Below are 19,197 nucleotides of genomic sequence, written 5' to 3'. Positions count from 1 at the left end.
GCTTGGCCATTACAAGCCTTTTGTTTTGTCATTGTTGTAGGATGAAGTGAGAATGCCTGTAATGAAGAGAGTCAATACGATTGCAATAATCCAGAATGTCAGTGAAAATGACATGCCCTTCGCACCTCCTGCACAAGCTCATTTTCTTCTATTATAACCATTATAGGTAGAAAAGAAATGCTTCACCCTATTATTTGTAAAATAAAAAGTGTGTGGGCACCGGTCTGAGGCTGCCATCTGAAGGGTTATTTACAACCCGATTATTCAGAATAAGCGAGGATGATCCACCGCCATCCAGATTATAGGCGTCAATCACCCCAAGCTTGTACAACCGTCCTTGCAACTCTTCAAGGGTAGCACCGGAACTTCCGCCCTCATTATATCCGTCGACCACAATGATTAATAACTGATCATCCTTATAATTGCCAATGACTGTACGTGGTGCTCGTTTGGGTGATACTTTCCATTTGGCAGGAATTGTGGTTTTACGCCCATTCTGTAGCAGCACCGGAACAAACGTAGCCCCAAATTGTGGTTGCAGGCGATCCAGTGAGTTTTTGTCGGAGAACTTGCCTCCGACCAGTTTACCGGCATCGTTAAGTCCTACAAAAAAGAGATCTTTGAAACTGGCCTGGAAACCGTTCACGTACTTCCCGTCCATGACGGTTGTGCTAAGTGGATAACGTTTGCCGCCACTGTCAGCAAATCCACCTGCGTTAATCCCGGCAATTGCGCCGTTACGCTTCACAGCCTGCATGGTCGTCTCAGAACGCCCAGGTTCACTGTCTAGAGCCATCTGCATGGCAGTAGGGTCTTTTAGCTTGATCTTCATGGCATAGCCCTTATAGCTGCCAGGATTCACTCTGTACATTTCAATCGTTAGCCGGTCACTGTCTACCCGTTCAAATGGAACGCCAAGCTTGGATGAAATCCGTTTGTTGTAGATCGTTTCCGGACGATCCGCCTGGGTGGAAGCCTTCTGCACAAGTGTAGACATCGTACTAGTTGTTTTATTATAGAGCTGTGTCGTTCTTTTAATAGAAGAAGAAGTCTGGACAGCAGCATCTTTTGCCCCCGCAAGCTCTTGGCTAATTGCTTGGGTCCGGGGTGTAATCGTATCCTCTGACAGTTCGGTAGGCATCAAACCTCCGGGTTCAAGTGGAGGACGAAGCAGCAGCAGGCATAATATCAATCCAACAAAAGGAGCGAGTGCAAGCATAAAAAAACGATTAACCTGTTTGACGGGTGTAATCATTTGAGCAGGTCCATCTTTTTCTGGAGTGTCTCCAGTTGTTTTTTGACTTCGCTCAGCTGGGTATACAGTTTGTTGCTGTTATCCGTTTTGTCACTTGCATTATCCTTGGTGAAAGTCAGCAATTCATTGAAGGATTGAACCTGTCCCTGCAGGTCTTCTACTTCCTTTGATATCGTTGTTAGCTGATTTTCATAGTCGGTTTTTAGCGCTGCAATCTGCTGCTGATTATGGGCTTGAAGCTGGTTAATCATCTGTTGCTGGAGATGGTTACTATAATAGTAGGTTCCAACGACTCCTAGTGCAATGAGAACAATCCACATTACCAGAAACAGTTTGATTGAAGATCCAGCCTTGCCTTTGGCGCTCCGGGTGTGATGGATGTCAGAGGACGGGTCAGATGGTTTCATATCATCACTCCTGGTCATTTATAGGTACAAAAAAATTTCCAGTCCTCATTCTATCATGCCCCTATTGATTACGCAAAAATGAAATTCTTTACTTAATAGAGTAAAAAGAGATTGCATCGGAAGGAAGTCCTAGGATACAATTTCTTATAGATGCAATAAGTAGGAACTTTGGGCAGGTTTTTCGACTTTTTTAGATAGAAATGCAGGAAATTTATACTATATTTTGACCTTTCCGGGGATGGAAAGATGGACGTCATGGTGTTTTTATAACAAAATACAGTGAAAATAGAGCTTTTTTATCGGCTTCCTCCTGTATTTTTCTGTTTTTCGACATAATCCGACCTATGCTTCTTCTATACTCGGATTGTCGCATAGACGATGAAATCATCATGACAGAATTTAAAAGTTATTTGTCCAATACATAACAGGGGGAACAACAATGAAAAAAGTATGGCAGGTGGTCATCATAGATATCCACCCCACCAGCATGCTCGGTACAAAATTGATTTTGGAAGAGCAGCAAGATCTGACGGTACGTGGCATGACTTCGACCGGAACAGAAGGGCTCGATCTGGTGAATATTCACCAGCCTGATCTGATTCTGATGGATTATCGTCTTCCGGAGGGTCAGGCAGATCAATATATTGCCCAGATGAAGAATCTGTCAGCTCACAGTCACATCATTATTTTGACGGATGAAGACAATGTGAAGCTGTTTCGTCATCTGATGAGCCTTGGTGCAAGCGGCATGTTATCCAAACAGGCTTCCCCTAGCCAGCTGATTCATCTGATCTCTGGATTGCGTGAGGGCCATGTGTCCATTCCATTGTCGTGGTTAAACAGTGCGGATTGGGCGCAACCTGTGGAGTCTCCGACAGAAGCACGTGTCATTGAATTAACAGAAACCGAAACTTTTATCATGGAAAGAATTGTTCAGGGTGTAACCTATGATAAAATAGCGAATGAGATCAACGTTAGCAGACGTTCCATTGATAATTACCTGCGTAAAATATACGTGAAGCTGGAAGTGAGCAGTAGAGCACAGGCCATTGAACGTTATGCCTTGCATGCAAGACAAGTGAAGACGGGATCCTGACGAAACAGGTCTGTTCTTCCCATGATCACAACAGTTCGGTATGCATCCGGTCATATTCGATGGCGAGCAGGAATAGGTTGTAGGGCTGCGGACTGCGAGTACAGTTTCGGAATAGGGACGAAAGGGGAACGGATCGATGAAATATTTCTTTGCTTCCCGTACCAACAGGCTTTTGTCATCACCACTGAGGGATATACGTGAGATGTCTGGCAGGGATTATTTCATTTCTCTGGCGGAAGAATTGCCTGCGGAGGAGTTGTTTCCTTTCAAATTGTTGGAAGAAGCAGCGGTGTCTGTCTTTAGTTCAGGCCCCTCCGCATTGCAATATGGAGAGCCAGCAGGCTACACACCCCTAAGAGAGTGGTTGAACAAAGACTGGAATGCACGCAAAGGCATACGAACGGTACCCGAGCAGATTCTGTTGACTACTGGTACCCAGCAGGCCATCGATCTGGTGATGCGTCTATTGCTTGAGCCAGGAGATTCTGTACTGGTTGAACATCCCACATCTCCAGGCTGTCTTGAGGTTCTGGAGATGCAAGGAGCCAAGATTGTGCCCGTAATGGGTGATCGGGACGGCATACTGCCAGACCTTTTAGAGCATCACATGCAGCAGGTTAGACCGAAGCTGCTTTTTGCTGCACCCAGTTTCTCGAATCCGACCGGTGCTTTGTGGAGTATGGAGCGGCGGGAGGCAGTCCTTGAGCTGTGTTCGCGCTATGGTGTACTGCTTGTGGAAGATGATTCTTACGGAGAGCTCCATTTCGATGGCCTTGAGCCAACGGAATTTTATCGTAAATATCCTTCACTCTTTGCACTGGATACTGCCGATCAGGGTGGACATGTTCTCTACATTGGTTCATTCAGCAAAACGGTAGCGCCCGCTCTTCGAACCGGATGGGCCGCTGGACATCCTGCGCTGATTCAGGCAATGGCCTCGGTTAAACGAATTGCAGATGGTCAGTCCAGTCCGATGAATCAGCGGCTGTTGTATCAATTGCTTGCCCATTCCCCATTTCGTTGGAGTGATCACCTATCGATGTTGAATCGGGAGTATAAGACAAGACTCAAACTGATGCTTGAACTGTTGAAGAGGCCGGGCTGGAAAGGGTGTCAGTACAACATCCCTGAGGGCGGGATGTATCTGTGGGTACAGTTGCCGGAAGGATTGGATAGTGGCGCTCTGCTTAAGGCGGCTTTGCCCAAAGGTGTATCCTTTCTTCCTGGATCACTATGCTCCACAGGTGTACAGGATCAACGTTACATCCGATTGAACTTTAGCCACCCGGGCCGGGATGAATTGCTACTTGGCATGAACCTGATCAGTGAAGCCATTTCCGAATTTACGGCTCGTAGCTAAGTCAGATCAAAATAGATTTTGTAGCAAAAATTAAAATTGGTTCATGACCAAAGTGATTACGTTATTGCATCCACTAACATTTTTATATATAATATGAATTAATGAGTTGTTGGTTTCTTTATATAAGCTACAATGGTGGCCAGTTCAGGAAAAGCACTCATATATTTTATTTAACGGGGGAAAATTCAACATGTCTAATATTTTATTTGTTAAAGCAAATGACCGTCCTGCAGATCAAGCAGTCAGCGTTAAATTGTACGATGCATTCTTGAGCGCATACAAAGAGTCCCACCCAGGTGACACAGTTACTGAGTTGGATCTCTACAATACAGAATTCCCATTCTATGGTAACACTGCTATCACAGGTACTTACAAAGCAGCTAACGGTTTTGAACTGACAGCTGACGAGCAAAAAGCGGCTTCACTTGCAGCACAATTGCAAGATCAATTCCTGGCAGCTGACAAAGTTGTATTTGCATTCCCACTGTGGAACTTCACTGTTCCAGCTCCATTGGTAAACTACATTGCTTACCTGAGCCAAGCTGGTAAAACATTCAAATACACTGCTGAAGGTCCTGTAGGACTTGCTGGCGACAAAAAAGTAGCTTTGCTTAACGCACGTGGTGGCGTTTATTCCGAAGGCCCAATGGCAGCTGCTGAAATGTCCCTGAACTTCCTGAAAACAGTTCTCGGCTTGTGGGGCATTCAAAACCCTGAAGTGGTTATCGTTGAAGGACATAACGCTTCTGCAGATCGTGCTGAAGAAATCGTTACTGCAGGTCTGAAATTGGCTTCCGAAGTAGCAGTAAAATTCTAATAACAATCTTCTATATAGAACACATCAAAACACCTGTAGTCTCCAGTGGAGATTACAGGTGTTTTTTTTGCCTTCTCATTTTTCATATCACTTACTTCGAGTGGTTTCATATCAGATATGGCCTGTATTTTTTAAGTACTGCTCCGCTGTTTCAGCAATGTGTGCAAGGTCGTCCTTATTTTCACCAGATACAGAATACGTTACATCGAGTTCATTAATGGTTCGTTCAATCATATCATTATCCTCAAGCATGTGTGCATGCTCGGTTAACGCCTGTACTCCCTTAATCGTCAAAATATACTTTCCACGGGAGAGGCGTTCAAACCAGCCATAATAATTTTTTTGCAGAATTGCTGCGGCAGAACCTACGCCTGTCTGTCTGGCAAGGTTGGCTGGAGAGGCTTCTCCGTTCGTCCGTAGAGCGGATGCGACACGCAAAGCCTTCTCACGATATGCTGTGACCAGCTGTCTTCGTGTACTACCTCCCGTATTGTAGTCTCCGCTGCGTTCGTCGAATTCCTTGAGCAATCGCTTCCGCCGAACACCGCTTTTACGGGCAACCTGATTGGGGCCAGTGAGGGGGATCAGGGCGGAGGGCTCGCACAATACATCAATCAGGGGAGCTTTGGTTTTGTAAAATGTGACAGTCAGCAGCCCCAGACCGAGCTGTCTGCATAGTGCGGTCAGTTCGCTCCAGCGTTGGTTCACGGCTCCGCGTTTACTGCGATTGCGCTCGACGGCCAGATACACGAACGGGCTAAGTTTCAAGCGCTGCATGCCCTGCAGCAACAGGGAGAGATTAAATGTTTTTTTCATCTCCACAATGAGTGGTTCGTCCTGGTCTGATCTGACTCCGACGAGGTCACAATGTCTGATTTCCGCCTTGACGTCGAAGCCACGCTGCTCGAAGAAAGCCTTCACAGGCGAATATAATTCGGTTTCGTATTTCACTGCCATCGTCCGTGCTCCTTTCCAGAAGTGGCCTGTCTCTGACCATGTGTTGTCCGGTTTCCTGAATTTAGAACCCTCATTATATCATATTCGTTCTTTTTTTTCTGAAGGCACAAGATGTCTGATAGAACAGGGAAAAGCCAAAATTCGAAGTGGTTGATTGAAAAAAAGAGGTCAACTTATCCGAATTGCCGCATAGGTATGTAATACACTTTTCACAACAAAACAAGACGTTTGGACAGAGGGTGGCGGGACTACACAGGACCGCAAGATTGGTATTCAAGCAGGAGCCGCAATTCTATTGATTTCTTCATACCATTCGGAATGGTTGACAATCACACTAAAGGAGCCATGGGAGGTACCAAGCATGAATATTTTTGAACGCGTTGCGGAACATCGGGCAGAGAGTGACCGTTTGACATGGAACGGAACATTTGAAGATTATATTGCACTGCTGAGAGAGGACCCGACTCCGGCAATGACGGCTCACGCCAGAGTGTATGAGATGATTGAATCGTTTGGGGTGGAAGAAGTAGGTGGGCATAAGCGGTACAAGTTTTTTGAACAGGAGATCTTTGGGCTGGACCGTTCGATTGAAAAGTTGGTTGAAGAATACTTTCACTCGGCAGCACGCCGTCTGGATGTACGGAAGCGGATCTTGCTCCTGATGGGTCCCGTAAGTGGAGGGAAATCGACGCTGGTGACGCTGCTGAAGCGTGGGCTTGAACAGTTCTCGCGGACAGAGAAAGGTGCCATATACGCCATTGATGGATGCCCGATGCATGAGGAACCGCTGCATTTGATTCCGCTGGAGCTTCGTCCTGAAGTGGAAAAGGAAATTGGAGTCCGTATTGAGGGTAACCTTTGCCCATCCTGCCAGATGAGACTCCGTACCGAATATGGTGGTGATATCAGCAAGGTACCGGTGGAACGGGTCATTGTTTCCGAAGATAATCGCGTGGGAATAGGAACGTTCAGTCCATCCGATCCGAAATCACAGGATATTGCCGATCTGACGGGGAGTATCGACTTCTCCACCATTACGGAGTTTGGTTCCGAATCCGATCCACGTGCCTATCGTTTTGATGGGGAGTTGAACAAGGCGAACCGTGGGTTAATGGAGTTCCAGGAGATGTTGAAATGTGATGAGAAATTCCTATGGAATCTCCTGTCGCTCACGCAGGAAGGAAATTTCAAAGCAGGACGTTTTGCCTTAATCAGTGCGGATGAAATGATTGTGGCGCATACGAATGAATCGGAGTATAAGTCTTTTATCTCCAACAAGAAGAATGAGGCACTGCAATCCCGGATGATTGTCATGCCGATTCCGTACAACTTGAAGGTATCCGAGGAAGAGAAAATCTATGCCAAGCTCATTCAGCAAAGTGACATGAAGCATGTTCATATTGCACCGCATGCACTGCGGACTGCAGCCATTTTTTCCATACTTACCCGCTTGAAGGAAACGAAGAAACAAGGCATGGATCTCGTTAAAAAAATGCGCATGTATGATGGTGAAGAAGTGGAAGGATACAAAGAAGCTGATCTGCGCGAGATGCAAAATGAGTATCTGGATGAAGGGATGTCCGGCATTGATCCACGGTATGTCATTAACCGGATCTCCAGTGCTTTGATTAAGCAAAATCTTCAGTGCATTAACGCGCTGGATATTCTGCGGGCGATCAAGGACGGTCTGGACCAGCATGCTTCAATTACAAAGGAAGAGCGGGAGCGTTATCTGAACTTCATTGCTCTTGCACGCAAGGAGTATGATGAACTGGCCAAGAAGGAAGTGCAGAAAGCATTTGTTTACTCATTCGAGGAATCCGCAAGAACGTTATTCGAGAATTACCTCGATAACATTGAAGCATTTTGCAACTGGTCCAAGATGCGTGACCCGCTCACGGATGAAGAGATGGACCCGGATGAGCGTCTGATGCGATCCATAGAGGAACAGATCGGGATCTCCGAGAATGCAAAGAAAGCGTTCAGAGAAGAGATTCTGATCCGAATCTCGGCATACTCCCGCAAGGAGCGCAAGTTCGAATACAGCAGCCATGACCGTTTGCGTGAAGCGATTGAGAAAAAGTTGTTCACCGATCTGAAAGATATTGTCAAGATCACAACCTCAACCAAAACACCGGATGCAACACAATTGAAACGTATGAATGAAGTCATTAAACGTTTAATTGAGGAACATGGATACACCGCAGCCAGCGCGAATGAACTGTTACGTTATGTGGGTAGTCTGCTTAATCGCTAATCGGCAACGAACCATTCCGGATCAGGCTCCTGATGCCTGTTGTGAGGCTCCTTCACAGCAGGGTCAGGGCCTTTTTAATTACATGAAGGTCATATCAGTCTAAAAAGCTGACAAATAAGGTTAATTTTAAAGAGAATTAGTTCTAATGGTATATGTATATTTAGGTATTTTAGTCTATAATCAATACATATATTTACAATTTAAAGTAATTTAGTGTTTATTAAGGAGCTGACTGAACCAGATATGAGCAGTATTTCCGCAACAAGACAGAAGCAACTTGATTACATGGGATTAACCGCAGGGGATCTAAAACTGCTTGCCGATCATCGGCCTGTTTTTAAAAAAGTCGTTAATGAAGTGGTGGATCATTTCTACAATCATGTGGGGAATTATCCTGAATTGGTAGATCTGATCGCTCGATTCTCTACCATTGATCGTCTAAAAGAAACACAGAAGATGTACTGGTTATCAATGACGGATGGAATCGTGGACGACGCATATATTGAGCAACGGATTGCGATTGGACTTGTGCATTCACGGATTGGTCTGTCTGAAGATTATTATCTGGGTACCTATATGGTCTACCTGGATATTGCAACGAGCATATTCCAACAGGTTATCCCTGATTCCTGGCATCTTGTCATTCAAGCGCTCAGCAAAATGTTTAATCTGGATTCACAGCTTGTCCTTGAAGCCTATGAGAAGAAAGAAAAAGAAAAGTTACATCAGCTTGCCGATGACCAACAACATACATTACAGGCAATTACGCAGATTACCCAAGAGCTTACAGGCATGATTAGTGAATTAAATGAAAGTGCAATGGCGATATCAAGTGTAGCCAAAGAAACAGCGGCTTCTCAGGATCAGGCTCAGGTTATGCTTACCGAATTAACAGGAGAGATCCAGCAGATCGGAAAAATGGGTGAACTCATTCGCGAGATATCGGATCAGAGTCATCTTGTCGGCCTGAACGCAGCGATTGAAGCTGCTCATGCAGGAGAGTTTGGACGTGGCTTCGAAGTAGTCGCTAGTGAGGTGCGCAAGCTTGCAGCCAGTTCCCGGGATGCCCAGGGTAAAATTCAGTCTAATCTGGAGCAGATCATGAAGAAACTGAGCAGTGTGCAGCAGGAGTCGGATCATACTTCCAGAGGGGCACGTAGCCAAGCTTCACGCTCGGCTGAACTCGCTGTATTTGCAACAACAATGGAGAAACTGTCTCTGGATTTGAAGAAACTGGAACAGCAGGAATAGAGCTTAAAAGCATTAGGAACCTTCCATACCGTTTCAGGCTGTTTTAAGCTATAATGGGTAGACAAACCTGCCGATGTTATAGAAAATGCAGCCGGAGACAGGGGATTCGAAAGAGGTTGAGGTGATCAGATGGCTTCTATCCATGATGTAGCCAAGGAAGCGGGAGTATCTGTTGCAACCGTTTCCAAAGTGATAAACGATTATCCTGATGTAAGTGAAAAAACACGCAAAAAAGTCAATATAGCCATCGAATTATTGAAATATCAACCCAATGTGGTCGCACGTGGACTTGTCAAACGCCGTTCATGGACGGTGGGAGTACTGTTAACGGTTCCGTTTACGAACCCTTTTGTGTCCGAGTTGCTGGAAGGGATCAAGACAGCGCTGGAGAACAGTGGATATGACCTGGTCCGGTTGTCTACTCGATTCGATGATCCGGCGTACTCGTTCATCAAACATTGCCGCAGTCGTAATGTGGATGGCGTAGTAGTATTCGGGGAAGGCAGAGAAAACGCGAGTATTCAGGAACTGGTGGATGCAGAGATTCCAACGATGTTTGTTGATACGGACATGTTGGGCAAACGTGCCGGTTACATTACTACGGATAACGCGAACGGGATCTCGATGGGTGTCAAACATCTGCATGAGCTTGGGCACCGCAAAATTGCCTATATCTCAGGGACACTTGGACCTGCTGTAGCCAATCTGCGATTGGAAGGATATCGGGAAGGGCTGCGAGAATGCGGCATCCCGTATTCTACGGTATATCTGGAGATCTGCGATTATTCCTTCGACGGGGGAAGCAAGGCTGCCCGACGATTGCTGGCACTTCAGGATCAACCAACGGGAATTGTCTGTGCATCAGACATGTCTGCTTTTGGTGCGATTCATGAAATTGAAAAGCATGGACTGAGTGTACCAGAAGATATCTCGGTTGTCGGGTTCGATAACACGTATTATGCTGAGGTATTCAAACCGGGGTTGACCACGGTGAATCAGAATATCTATTCCATTGGCATTAAGTCCATTGAATATCTGATTGCCATGATCGAGAATCCATCTTATTCTCCTCCTGTGGTGACGGAACCTTCCAATCTGGTTATCCGTCAGACGACAGCACCTTTAAAAGCTTAAAAGCTTAAAAGCTTAAAAACGTAAATAGTAAAGATGTTTACACGAAGCACAGCTAATAAGCTGTGCTTTTTGTCGTTATATATCTCATTTGGAAACATATGGATTAGGGAGTGGTACAAGTCCTATAGTTTAACGGGTAAACAAAGTTTACTGGCAATCGTATAATGAAAGTGCTTACAATTTTCTGTCCATTTGCATCTATCCATCCTGTATAACGATCTTGTAAAGGGCTGGCACATGGCAGAGCAAAGGTTATTCTTCACAAACAACGAACCAAGGAGGAGATCGGATGCATTTGAGAAAATGGTGGAGCTTGTGCTTGTCGGCTGTATTGATCTTCAGTTTGTTCCCAAGTGTGGGAACAGGAGGGACACGTGCTTCGGCAGCGGACGTTAAGACTGGCGATGATGAAGTACTGTTCAAGGCTGATTTTGAAGATGGTGTGTTGGGACAATGGCGTCCACGTGCAAGTGAAAAGCTTGATATCGTAACGCAAGTAGGTCATGACAGTACACGCAGCCTGAGAACCTCTTCACGTACCGAAACGTTCCATGGACCCTTAATTGAGATGCTGGATCATGTACAGAAGGGCAGCACAGTTCATATTTCATTTTGGGCCATGTACGATGAAGGGCCGGACAGTCAGGTCCTTAACGGTGCACTCGAGAAAGAATACAATAAAGACGCTTCGAGTCTTGAATATGCTACCTTTGCCTCCGCTACCTTGAATAAAGGACAGTGGAAAAAAGTCGAGGCCGATGTGGTGATTCCCGAAGAAAATAGTGGTATCACCGGATTCCGCATGTATGTGGAGACACCATGGAAGACGTCAGCGGAAGTGACGCCGGCAGATACGATTTCATTTTACGTGGATGATGTTCTGATTACGGCTGCTCAGAAAATTGAAATAGAGAAGGATATTCCGAATCTGGTCGATATGGTGGGACAAAATTACGCAATGGGAGCTGCCATCAACCAGTCTGCACTAGACGCGGAAAACCAGCATTCCCAGTTGTTGACGAAACACTTTAATAGTATTACAGCGGACAATTTTATGAAAATGGATGCGATGCAGCCCAAGGAAGGAGAGTTTGTCTGGTCAGAGACAGATCGCCTGGTGAAGTTTGCCGAAGCAAATGACATGGAAATCAGAGGTCATACGCTGTTATGGCATAGTCAGGTGCCGAATTGGTTCTTTACTGATCCGAATGATGCATCGAAACCTGCCACGCGGGAACAGTTGCTTGCACGGATGAAAACCCATATTCAAACCATCGTGACCCGGTACAAAGGAAAGGTTCATACATGGGATGTCGTCAATGAAGTCATCTCAGACGGAGGCGGCTTGCGGAATGAGGCCAGTAATTCCAAGTGGAGAGATATTATTGGGGATGTGGATGGCGACGGAGATGACAGTGATTACATTGAGTTGGCTTTCCGTTATGCACGTGAGGCTGACCCCGATGCTGTACTGGTGATTAATGACTATGGAATGGAGGGCAATGGAAACAAGGTGAATGATATGGTGAAGCTTGTAGAGAAGTTGCTTGCCAAAGGAACACCGATTGATGCGGTTGGATTCCAGATGCATGTATCCATGTACGGACCGGATGTAAAGCTCATTCGTGAGGCTTTTGAGAAAGTGATCGCTCTTGGTGTGAATGTACAGGTTACAGAGCTGGACGTTTCGATCTATTCAAGTAATTCTGAACTGGAGATGCCTGTCACAGATGAATTAATGCTGCAACAAGCTTACCGTTATCGTGAACTGTTCGACCTGTTCGACGAGTTGGGAAAACGCGGTGTAATGGACAGCGTTACAGTCTGGGGACTTGCGGATGATGGTACATGGCTTGATAATCATCCAGTCAAAGGACGCAAAGATGCACCATTGTTATTTGATCGTAAATTAAAAGCAAAACCGGCATTTTGGGCACTGGTGGACCCTACCACCCTTCCGATCTATCGTAATGAATGGACAGCATTGAAGGCCAGCCCTTCTTTCCCGAATCACAAAGGACAGGAAGATATTCTTTGGGGTGCTGTGAAAGGACTCGAAATTAATCATCTGGCAGATGGTACATCTGCGGTTACGGGTGAGGCTCGTATGATGTGGGATGCCAAAAAGGTGAATTTACGAGTGGAAGTGAAGGATACCACACGTCGCAAAGGGGATCAGGTGCAGGTTTTCCTCGCGGAAGAAGTCAAGGGGACAGGCGCTGCAACTTCTGAAGCTGATCTGTCTGCCAAGAAGAAAAATCCGCCGTCTGCAAATGGTCAATATACATTTAAACGGGATGGCGCTAAAGGCAAAGATAAAAATACTTACAACGTACAGGAGACAAAAACCGGGTATGTTGTATACGCATCACTGCCTATGTCAGCTGCTTTACTTACCGAAGGCCAGGTCTTGTCTCTGGATTTTCGGATTACGGATGAACATGCTGCTGGAAAGACAGCGACCATTGTTTGGAATGATATTTCCAATCAACAGCCCGACAAACCAGCCAACCGGGGCAAACTGAAGCTCGGTTCTGTCTTGAAACAAACCAAGGTCACTTATGGCAAACCTGTCATTGATGCAAAAAAGGATAACGTCTGGAAAAAAGCTGCATCTGTTAAAACGGATGTCTGGGTGGTCGGAAACTCCGGTGCAACGGCGACTGCACAGCTGTTATGGGATGAGAAATACCTGTACGTATTGGCAGATGTGAAAGATCCATTGCGAAGCAAATTAAGTTCTAATGCACATGAGCAGGATTCGATCGAGATTTTTATCGACCCTAGCAAAGATCAGACGACATTCTATCAGGAGGATGATGCCCAGTACCGGGTCAATTTTGATAATGAGGCTTCTTTTGGTGGAAATGCACGGAAAGAAAGTTTCAAATCAGCTACCCGATTAACAAGCGGAGGGTATACAGTTGAAGTGGCAATCCCACTAGACAGCGTTCGTGCTGAAGGGCAAAGATGGATTGGGTTTGATCTTCAAGTTAATGATGATGGCGCGGGAGATGGCAAGCGAAGCAGTGTGTCCATCTGGAGTGATTCATCAGGTAATTCTTATCAAGATACTTCCGGTTTTGGCAGTCTGTTACTGACTCGTAAATAGAATATTTAGTTGTGAATTAGAATATGAGAATGTTAGTTATTCAATATTGTATATCTGGAAATAAGTGTTGATTTTAAAGGCTGGGACGTTTAGACTATATACATTCATATAAACGGGTTCCAATGTATGACAACGGCTTCAACTAAGTCTGTTGTCACGAGTCAAATGATGCGGAGGGAGTGCCTGTCATCCAGACAGCGCACTCGCTTCTTTTTTACATTTTTGCATACATACAAGGCATTTCCCGGTTGAAAGGACAGAGTGAGTGGAGCACCTACATGGCACGTACAACTTAGAACTTGTTATTTTATCCTATATTATTGCATCGTTAGCTTCATACGCTGCCCTTGACCTTGCAGGCCGTGTAAGTCAGGCTAGCGGGATGGCGCGGAATGTATGGCTTACCTGCGGTGCAGTATCGATGGGGCTGGGAATCTGGTCCATGCATTTCGTAGGTATGCTGGCTTTTGTTCTGCCTACGCAAGTCTCCTATTCCACCGGTAAGGTTGTTTTATCTGTTCTACTTGCTATTGTCGCATCGGGGGTGGCCTTGAACATTGCGGGTAGACAATCGGGCAGGATAAGCAAACTCATGATTGCTGGAGTACTGATGACCGCGGGGATCAGCTCGATGCATTATGTGGGAATGGCAGCGATGTCAATTCCGGTTACGTATGAACCAGGCAGAGTGGTGTTATCTATTCTGATTGCAGCGCTTGCTTCATTTGCGGCATTGTGGCTCATGTTTTTCTTCCGTTATCATCAATCAAGACATACTTGGGTTTACAAGATGGGCAGCGGTCTCATTATGGGTATTGGAATCTCTGGCATGCATTATACCGGGATGTCAGCGGCACATTTCCATCATTCACATGGCTCGATGGTAAGTTCAGGTATGCAGATTGAGCCAGGTATTCTCGCCTACTTGATCGCATCGGGCACATTTATTGCTTTGGGTTTGACGTTGTTTGGCATATTTATCAATCAGCGAATGTCACAGAAAGATCGACGGATTCATGAGAATGAGCAATGGTATCAGGCCCTGTATCATAACCATTCGGATGCTATTATTTCAGTGAACAAGGAAGGTATTGTTAAAGGGATTAATGCTGCTGTAACAACAATCACCGGATATCCTGAAAAAGAGGTCATGGATCGTTCCATTGATGAGATCGCTCAGCAAATCGATATAGAGTGGATAAGTGAATTTGATTCCATCGATTGGGATGATCATGGGCTGGAGCAGGCGCACTACATGGCCAAAATGAGAGATGTACAGGGTGAACTTCTGGACCTTAGTATTGTTGTAGTTCCTGTTGTCATTGATGGCAGACATGTGGGAAGTCACATTTTGATCAAAGACGTAACGGAGGAGAAGCAGGCTCAGGAGAAGATTCGTCACCAAGCTTTGCATGATCCGTTGACGGGGCTGCCCAATCGGCGCAAGTTGGATGATGTGCTGGCTTGTACGATTAACGATTCAGCAGAAAAAGGGAACTCTTTTGCCGTTATGGTGATGGATATAGATCGTTTCAAGATGATTAATGACTCGCTGGGACATTCCATTGGAGATGTATTTCTAAGAGAAGTGAGCAACCGGATCATGAAAGCCATAGAAGCTTCTGATCCCTTGGCTATGGAGAATGTCATGCTGGCCCGGATGGGCGGGGACGAGTTCACACTCGTTGTGACCCAGGGTCAAGCGACAGAAGTAAGAGTGGCAGAACTTGCAAAACAGATTGTTGAAGCCATTCAGTTACCTTATCGACTGAAGGAGAATGACTTTTACGTAACCGCCAGCATTGGAATTGCGATGTATCCGGATCATGGAGTGGGCGTGGATGCTTTGTTGAAACATGCGGACTCCGCCATGTATGAAGTGAAGAAAAACGGCAAAAATGGTTTCCAATTCTACACTGCCCAACTGGATTCGGAACTATATGAACGTATTGAGCTGGAGGGTTATCTTCGTAAAGCTTTGGAACGCGATGAGATGGTCCTGTACTATCAACCACAGATTCGTACTGAGGATAGCCGCATGATTGGTGTGGAGGCTCTTATACGTTGGAACCATCCACTCAAAGGTCTGCTCGCACCCAATGTGTTTATCCCGCTTGCAGAAGAGACAGGCATGATCTATGAGATTGGCAATTGGACGCTCCGGGAAGCATGCAGGCAGATGAAACTCTGGCATGCCAGTGGCGGACCACTCATTCCGGTATCGGTTAACTTGTCCAGCCAGCAGTTCCACCAATCCAACTTGGTAGAACAGGTCAAGAATGCACTCTTGGAGACAGGGCTGGATGCTCGATATCTGGAGCTGGAAATAACAGAGAGCATGATGATGGATGCAGCCGTATCCACGGCGATCCTGAATGAACTGACAGCACTGGGTGTCAAGATCAGCCTGGATGATTTTGGTACGGGATACAGTTCACTCAGTTATCTGAAGCATTTCCCGATTCACAAGCTCAAGATTGATCGTTCGTTTGTGACGGACATTACAGAGAGTCACAGCGATCAAGCCATTGTGGCGACCATTATATCGATGGCACAGAATCTCAAGATGGAAGTCATTGCGGAAGGCATTGAGACGAAAGGCCAACTGGATATACTGATGCAGAATGATTGCCGGGAGATTCAGGGCTATTATTTCAGTCGCCCACTGCCGGCAAGTGAAGTGGAGCATGATTTTTTTGTGCCGCTGCGATTGCAGGGTAATGGTACACCACCGGCACCATCCTAATTTTATGTATGCCAAGCGGCAAGTCCCCGTGTATGTCGGGAGCTTGCCGCTTTTTTTGTTTTTTTATGGTATGTCGCCATCCTTCATACGTGATACGAAGGTTCTCTTTTTTAAAAGGGAAAGGGCTGTTGGAACCTTACATAAACTTGCGGTGGTGCTTCTTGCCATCATACGTAAACCAGATCGGTTTATCCTCGACACGTGTCTCCACATGTACCGTACGTCCCCAGAGGCGATACAGATAGGGCAGAGTGCGTTCCATATATTTCAGATCCAACTCAATGCCTTCATATTGATGCTTGAGCACGAGTTCCCCTGTCCGCAGATAATCAGCATCTTGCACGACCAAGTAAGGGGAGCCCCCGTTGACACGTGAAAATACGAGCTGATCTCGTATGTTCTCCCAGGACTTGTCGGTAATTTTCCAGTCCGGGCCTTTTTTCTCAAATACGTAGAGGTCCAGATCCTCGGTTAATTGCTTGGTCATGTAATTGCGGATAAAGGAGGTATCGGAATCGAATTCACGCACCTCGAACATTTTGGCACGACCTTGCCCTGGTTTGCGGCCCCAACGTTCCTGTTCTTCACGGGTTGGGTTATCCCATCGCCGTTCAATATCCTCGAAAACCTTCAGTCCCAAATAATACGGATTCAGACTTTGTTTGGATGGCTGCACCACGGAGGAGTTGAGTTTGGCAAATTCGATCGTATCCTCACTGTTCAGATCGAGCTCACGGATAATGCGTTGATGCCAGTAGGATGCCCAGCCTTCGTTCATGATTTTGGTTTCCATCTGTGGCCAGAAATATAACATCTCTTCACGCATCATACTCATGATATCCCGTTGCCAGTCGGTCAACACTTCCGAGAATTCCTGAATAAACCACATGACATCCTTCTCCGGTTCAGGCGGAAAATGATGGACCTGAATACCTTCAGCGGGTGCTTCTTCGGTCTGCACGTCATCAAGTGACCACAGATCATCATAGCGGCCTTCCGGGCGTGGTTTTTTCTCACCGCGCTGCTCCCGCATTTTCATCTCCATGTAGCGTTGTTTGTCCAAATGGCGGGGTTTAATCAGCTGTGGGTCCACATGTTCCTGAATTGCGATCACGGCATCGATAAATGCTTCAACCGCTTCCGTTCCGTATTCCATCTCATAATTGCTGATCCGATCCGCCGTAGCGGCCATGCTTTCGACCATATTACGGTTGGATTTGGAGAAGCGGGCATTGTTTTTGAAAAAATCGCAGTGTGCCAATACGTGGGCTACGATCAATTTGTTCTGAATCAGGGAATTTCCATCCAGCAAGAAGGCATAACAAGGGTTGGAGTTGATGACAAGCTCATAAATTTTGCTGAGTCCAAAATCGTATTGCATTTTCATCTTATGAAATGTTTTGCCAAAGCTCCAGTGGCTGAATCTGGTCGGCATGCCGTAGGCTCCAAATGTATAAATAATATCCGATGGGCAGATTTCGTACCGCATGGGGTAATAATCCAGGCCAAAACCATTGGCAATCTCCATAATCTCGGCAATAGCGTATTCTAGGTCGCGGATCTCATCTGTCATCTAACGCTGCCTCCTTCCCGTTTCTGGAAAAAGCTGCGCAAAGCTTTGTACACTTCGCCTTTTTCTTTGATCACATAATACATGAACTGATCCATCTTGATATGACGATAAGCCGACATCAGTGTGCTGCTGCGGTTGTACTGATTCACTTCACCGTATCCAAACATATTGCTACGCTTCATTAACTCACCGATCAGCTTCACACACCGTTCGTTATCCGAGGTCAGATTATCCCCGTCAGAGAAGTGGAAAGGGTAGATGTTGTAGCTGGAAGGTGGATACCTACTGTCAATAATATCCAGCGCCTTCATATATACAGAGGAGCAGATGGTGCCTCCGCTCTCGCCGCGGGTAAAGAACTCTTCTTCGGTTACTTCCTTGGCTTCCGTATGATGGGCGAGGAAAACAATCTCAACTTTCTCATACTGACGGCGTAGAAAACGGGTCATCCAGAAGAAAAAGCTGCGCGCGCAGTATTTCTCAAACGAACCCATGGACCCGGATGTATCCATCATGGCAATAATAACGGCATTGGATTGTGGAATGATTTTGTCTTCCCATGTCTTGTAGCGCAGGTCATCTGGACTGATGTGATGGATGCCTGGCGTACCAGTCGTTGCATTGCGACGCAGATTCTCCAGAATGGTACGTTTCTTGTCAATATTGGACTGCATGCCTTTTTTGCGAATATCGTTGAAAACTACCGTATGTGTCTCAATCAGGTCTTTATCTTTCTGCTTCAGATCGGGTAATTCCAGCTCAGCGAAGAGCATATCTTCCAATTCCTCAATACTCACTTCGGCTTCGACAATATCATGACCAGGCTGATCACCAGCTTTTTCGCCTTTGCCGGGTTTCTGCGAAGCAGAGGGATCACGACCGATGACGTCTCCGACTTGACTGTCACCGTCTCCTTGACCGACATGTTTTTGCTTCTGGTAGTTATACACAAAACGGTACTCATCCAGACTGCGGATTGGTACCTTGATGATTTGTTTTCCATCAGACATGATGATGTTTTCTTCCGTAATCAGATCAGGCAGATTCTGCTTGATGACATCTTTCACCTTTTGCTGATGGCGCTGTTGGTCCTGGTACCCTTTGCGGTGAAGCGACCAATCTTCCTTCGACACAACGAACGAGTAAGGCTGGTGTGAATTTGACATGTAGGCACCCCCCATTGATTACGCGGCACAGTTTGGCCTGTCGGTAATTAAGTATATTCACGGGCG

13 protein-coding genes are annotated in these 19,197 nt (G+C 46.0%); 8 read left to right on the top strand and 5 right to left on the bottom strand.

Annotation, left to right across the window (positions count from 1 at the left end; all coding sequences use genetic code 11):
• Nucleotides 1–190: 190 nt before the first annotated feature.
• Both MKY28_RS16870 and MKY28_RS16865 read right to left on the bottom strand, forming a co-directional pair.
• Complete coding sequence (locus tag MKY28_RS16870) at nt 191–1,255, bottom strand: phosphodiester glycosidase family protein (RefSeq protein WP_036669840.1); 1,065 nt, start codon at nt 1,253–1,255, stop codon at nt 191–193.
• Nucleotides 1,252–1,662, bottom strand: coding sequence for a uroporphyrinogen-III C-methyltransferase (locus tag MKY28_RS16865; RefSeq protein WP_051447152.1), 411 nt, complete (start codon nt 1,660–1,662; stop codon nt 1,252–1,254). The genes MKY28_RS16870 and MKY28_RS16865 overlap by 4 nt, the downstream gene beginning before the upstream one ends.
• A gap of 439 nt (nt 1,663–2,101) precedes the next feature.
• Here MKY28_RS16865 and MKY28_RS16860 point away from each other — a divergent pair, with 439 nt between their 5' ends.
• The 3 genes from MKY28_RS16860 (at nt 2,102) to MKY28_RS16850 (ending at nt 4,935) form a co-directional block, all read left to right on the top strand.
• Complete coding sequence (locus MKY28_RS16860) at nt 2,102–2,758, top strand: response regulator transcription factor (RefSeq protein WP_340936437.1); 657 nt, start codon at nt 2,102–2,104, stop codon at nt 2,756–2,758.
• 136 nt (nt 2,759–2,894) lie between these two features.
• Entirely contained in the window at nt 2,895–4,118 is a 1,224-nt protein-coding gene (locus MKY28_RS16855; RefSeq protein ID WP_036610015.1) for an aminotransferase-like domain-containing protein, read from the top strand.
• Between the two features lie 190 nt (nt 4,119–4,308).
• Nucleotides 4,309–4,935, top strand: a complete 627-nt coding sequence (locus MKY28_RS16850) for an FMN-dependent NADH-azoreductase (RefSeq protein WP_036610012.1) — start codon at nt 4,309–4,311, stop codon at nt 4,933–4,935.
• Between the two features lie 111 nt (nt 4,936–5,046).
• On the opposite strand, the gene MKY28_RS16845 is transcribed toward MKY28_RS16850, so the two are convergent.
• Nucleotides 5,047–5,892, bottom strand: coding sequence for a DUF2161 domain-containing phosphodiesterase (locus tag MKY28_RS16845; RefSeq protein ID WP_076318322.1), 846 nt, complete (start codon nt 5,890–5,892; stop codon nt 5,047–5,049).
• Between the two features lie 361 nt (nt 5,893–6,253).
• Between MKY28_RS16845 and MKY28_RS16840 the strand changes: the two genes are divergently transcribed.
• The 5 genes from MKY28_RS16840 to MKY28_RS16820 all read left to right on the top strand — a co-directional run bounded on the left by MKY28_RS16840 (nt 6,254) and on the right by MKY28_RS16820 (nt 16,392).
• Nucleotides 6,254–8,149, top strand: coding sequence for a PrkA family serine protein kinase (locus tag MKY28_RS16840; protein ID WP_036669848.1), 1,896 nt, complete (start codon nt 6,254–6,256; stop codon nt 8,147–8,149).
• A 243-nt stretch (nt 8,150–8,392) separates the two neighbouring features.
• Nucleotides 8,393–9,400, top strand: coding sequence for a globin-coupled sensor protein (locus tag MKY28_RS16835; protein ID WP_076318323.1), 1,008 nt, complete (start codon nt 8,393–8,395; stop codon nt 9,398–9,400).
• Between the two features lie 129 nt (nt 9,401–9,529).
• Complete coding sequence (locus MKY28_RS16830) at nt 9,530–10,534, top strand: LacI family DNA-binding transcriptional regulator (RefSeq protein WP_017689571.1); 1,005 nt, start codon at nt 9,530–9,532, stop codon at nt 10,532–10,534.
• A 289-nt stretch (nt 10,535–10,823) separates the two neighbouring features.
• Nucleotides 10,824–13,646, top strand: a complete 2,823-nt coding sequence (locus MKY28_RS16825) for an endo-1,4-beta-xylanase (protein ID WP_340936436.1) — start codon at nt 10,824–10,826, stop codon at nt 13,644–13,646.
• A gap of 265 nt (nt 13,647–13,911) precedes the next feature.
• Nucleotides 13,912–16,392: an EAL domain-containing protein gene (locus MKY28_RS16820; RefSeq protein WP_036610003.1), complete on the top strand. Its 2,481-nt coding sequence runs from the start codon at nt 13,912–13,914 to the stop codon at nt 16,390–16,392.
• 136 nt (nt 16,393–16,528) lie between these two features.
• Here MKY28_RS16820 and MKY28_RS16815 read toward each other — a convergent pair whose 3' ends face one another.
• Together MKY28_RS16815 and yhbH are read right to left on the bottom strand one after the other, a co-directional pair.
• A complete protein-coding gene (locus MKY28_RS16815; RefSeq protein ID WP_340936435.1) occupies nt 16,529–17,965 on the bottom strand; it encodes a SpoVR family protein in 1,437 nt (478 codons plus the stop codon).
• Nucleotides 17,962–19,131, bottom strand: a complete 1,170-nt coding sequence (yhbH, locus tag MKY28_RS16810; protein WP_036609998.1) for a sporulation protein YhbH — start codon at nt 19,129–19,131, stop codon at nt 17,962–17,964. The genes MKY28_RS16815 and yhbH overlap by 4 nt, the downstream gene beginning before the upstream one ends.
• Between the last annotated feature and the right edge of the window lie 66 nt (nt 19,132–19,197).

Source organism: Paenibacillus sp. FSL R5-0473, assembly GCF_038004565.1.
GTDB classification, from domain to species: domain Bacteria; phylum Bacillota; class Bacilli; order Paenibacillales; family Paenibacillaceae; genus Paenibacillus; species Paenibacillus amylolyticus.
Note: the sequence above shows the minus strand (reverse complement) of the source record. Positions and strands in the feature narration are given on the sequence as shown.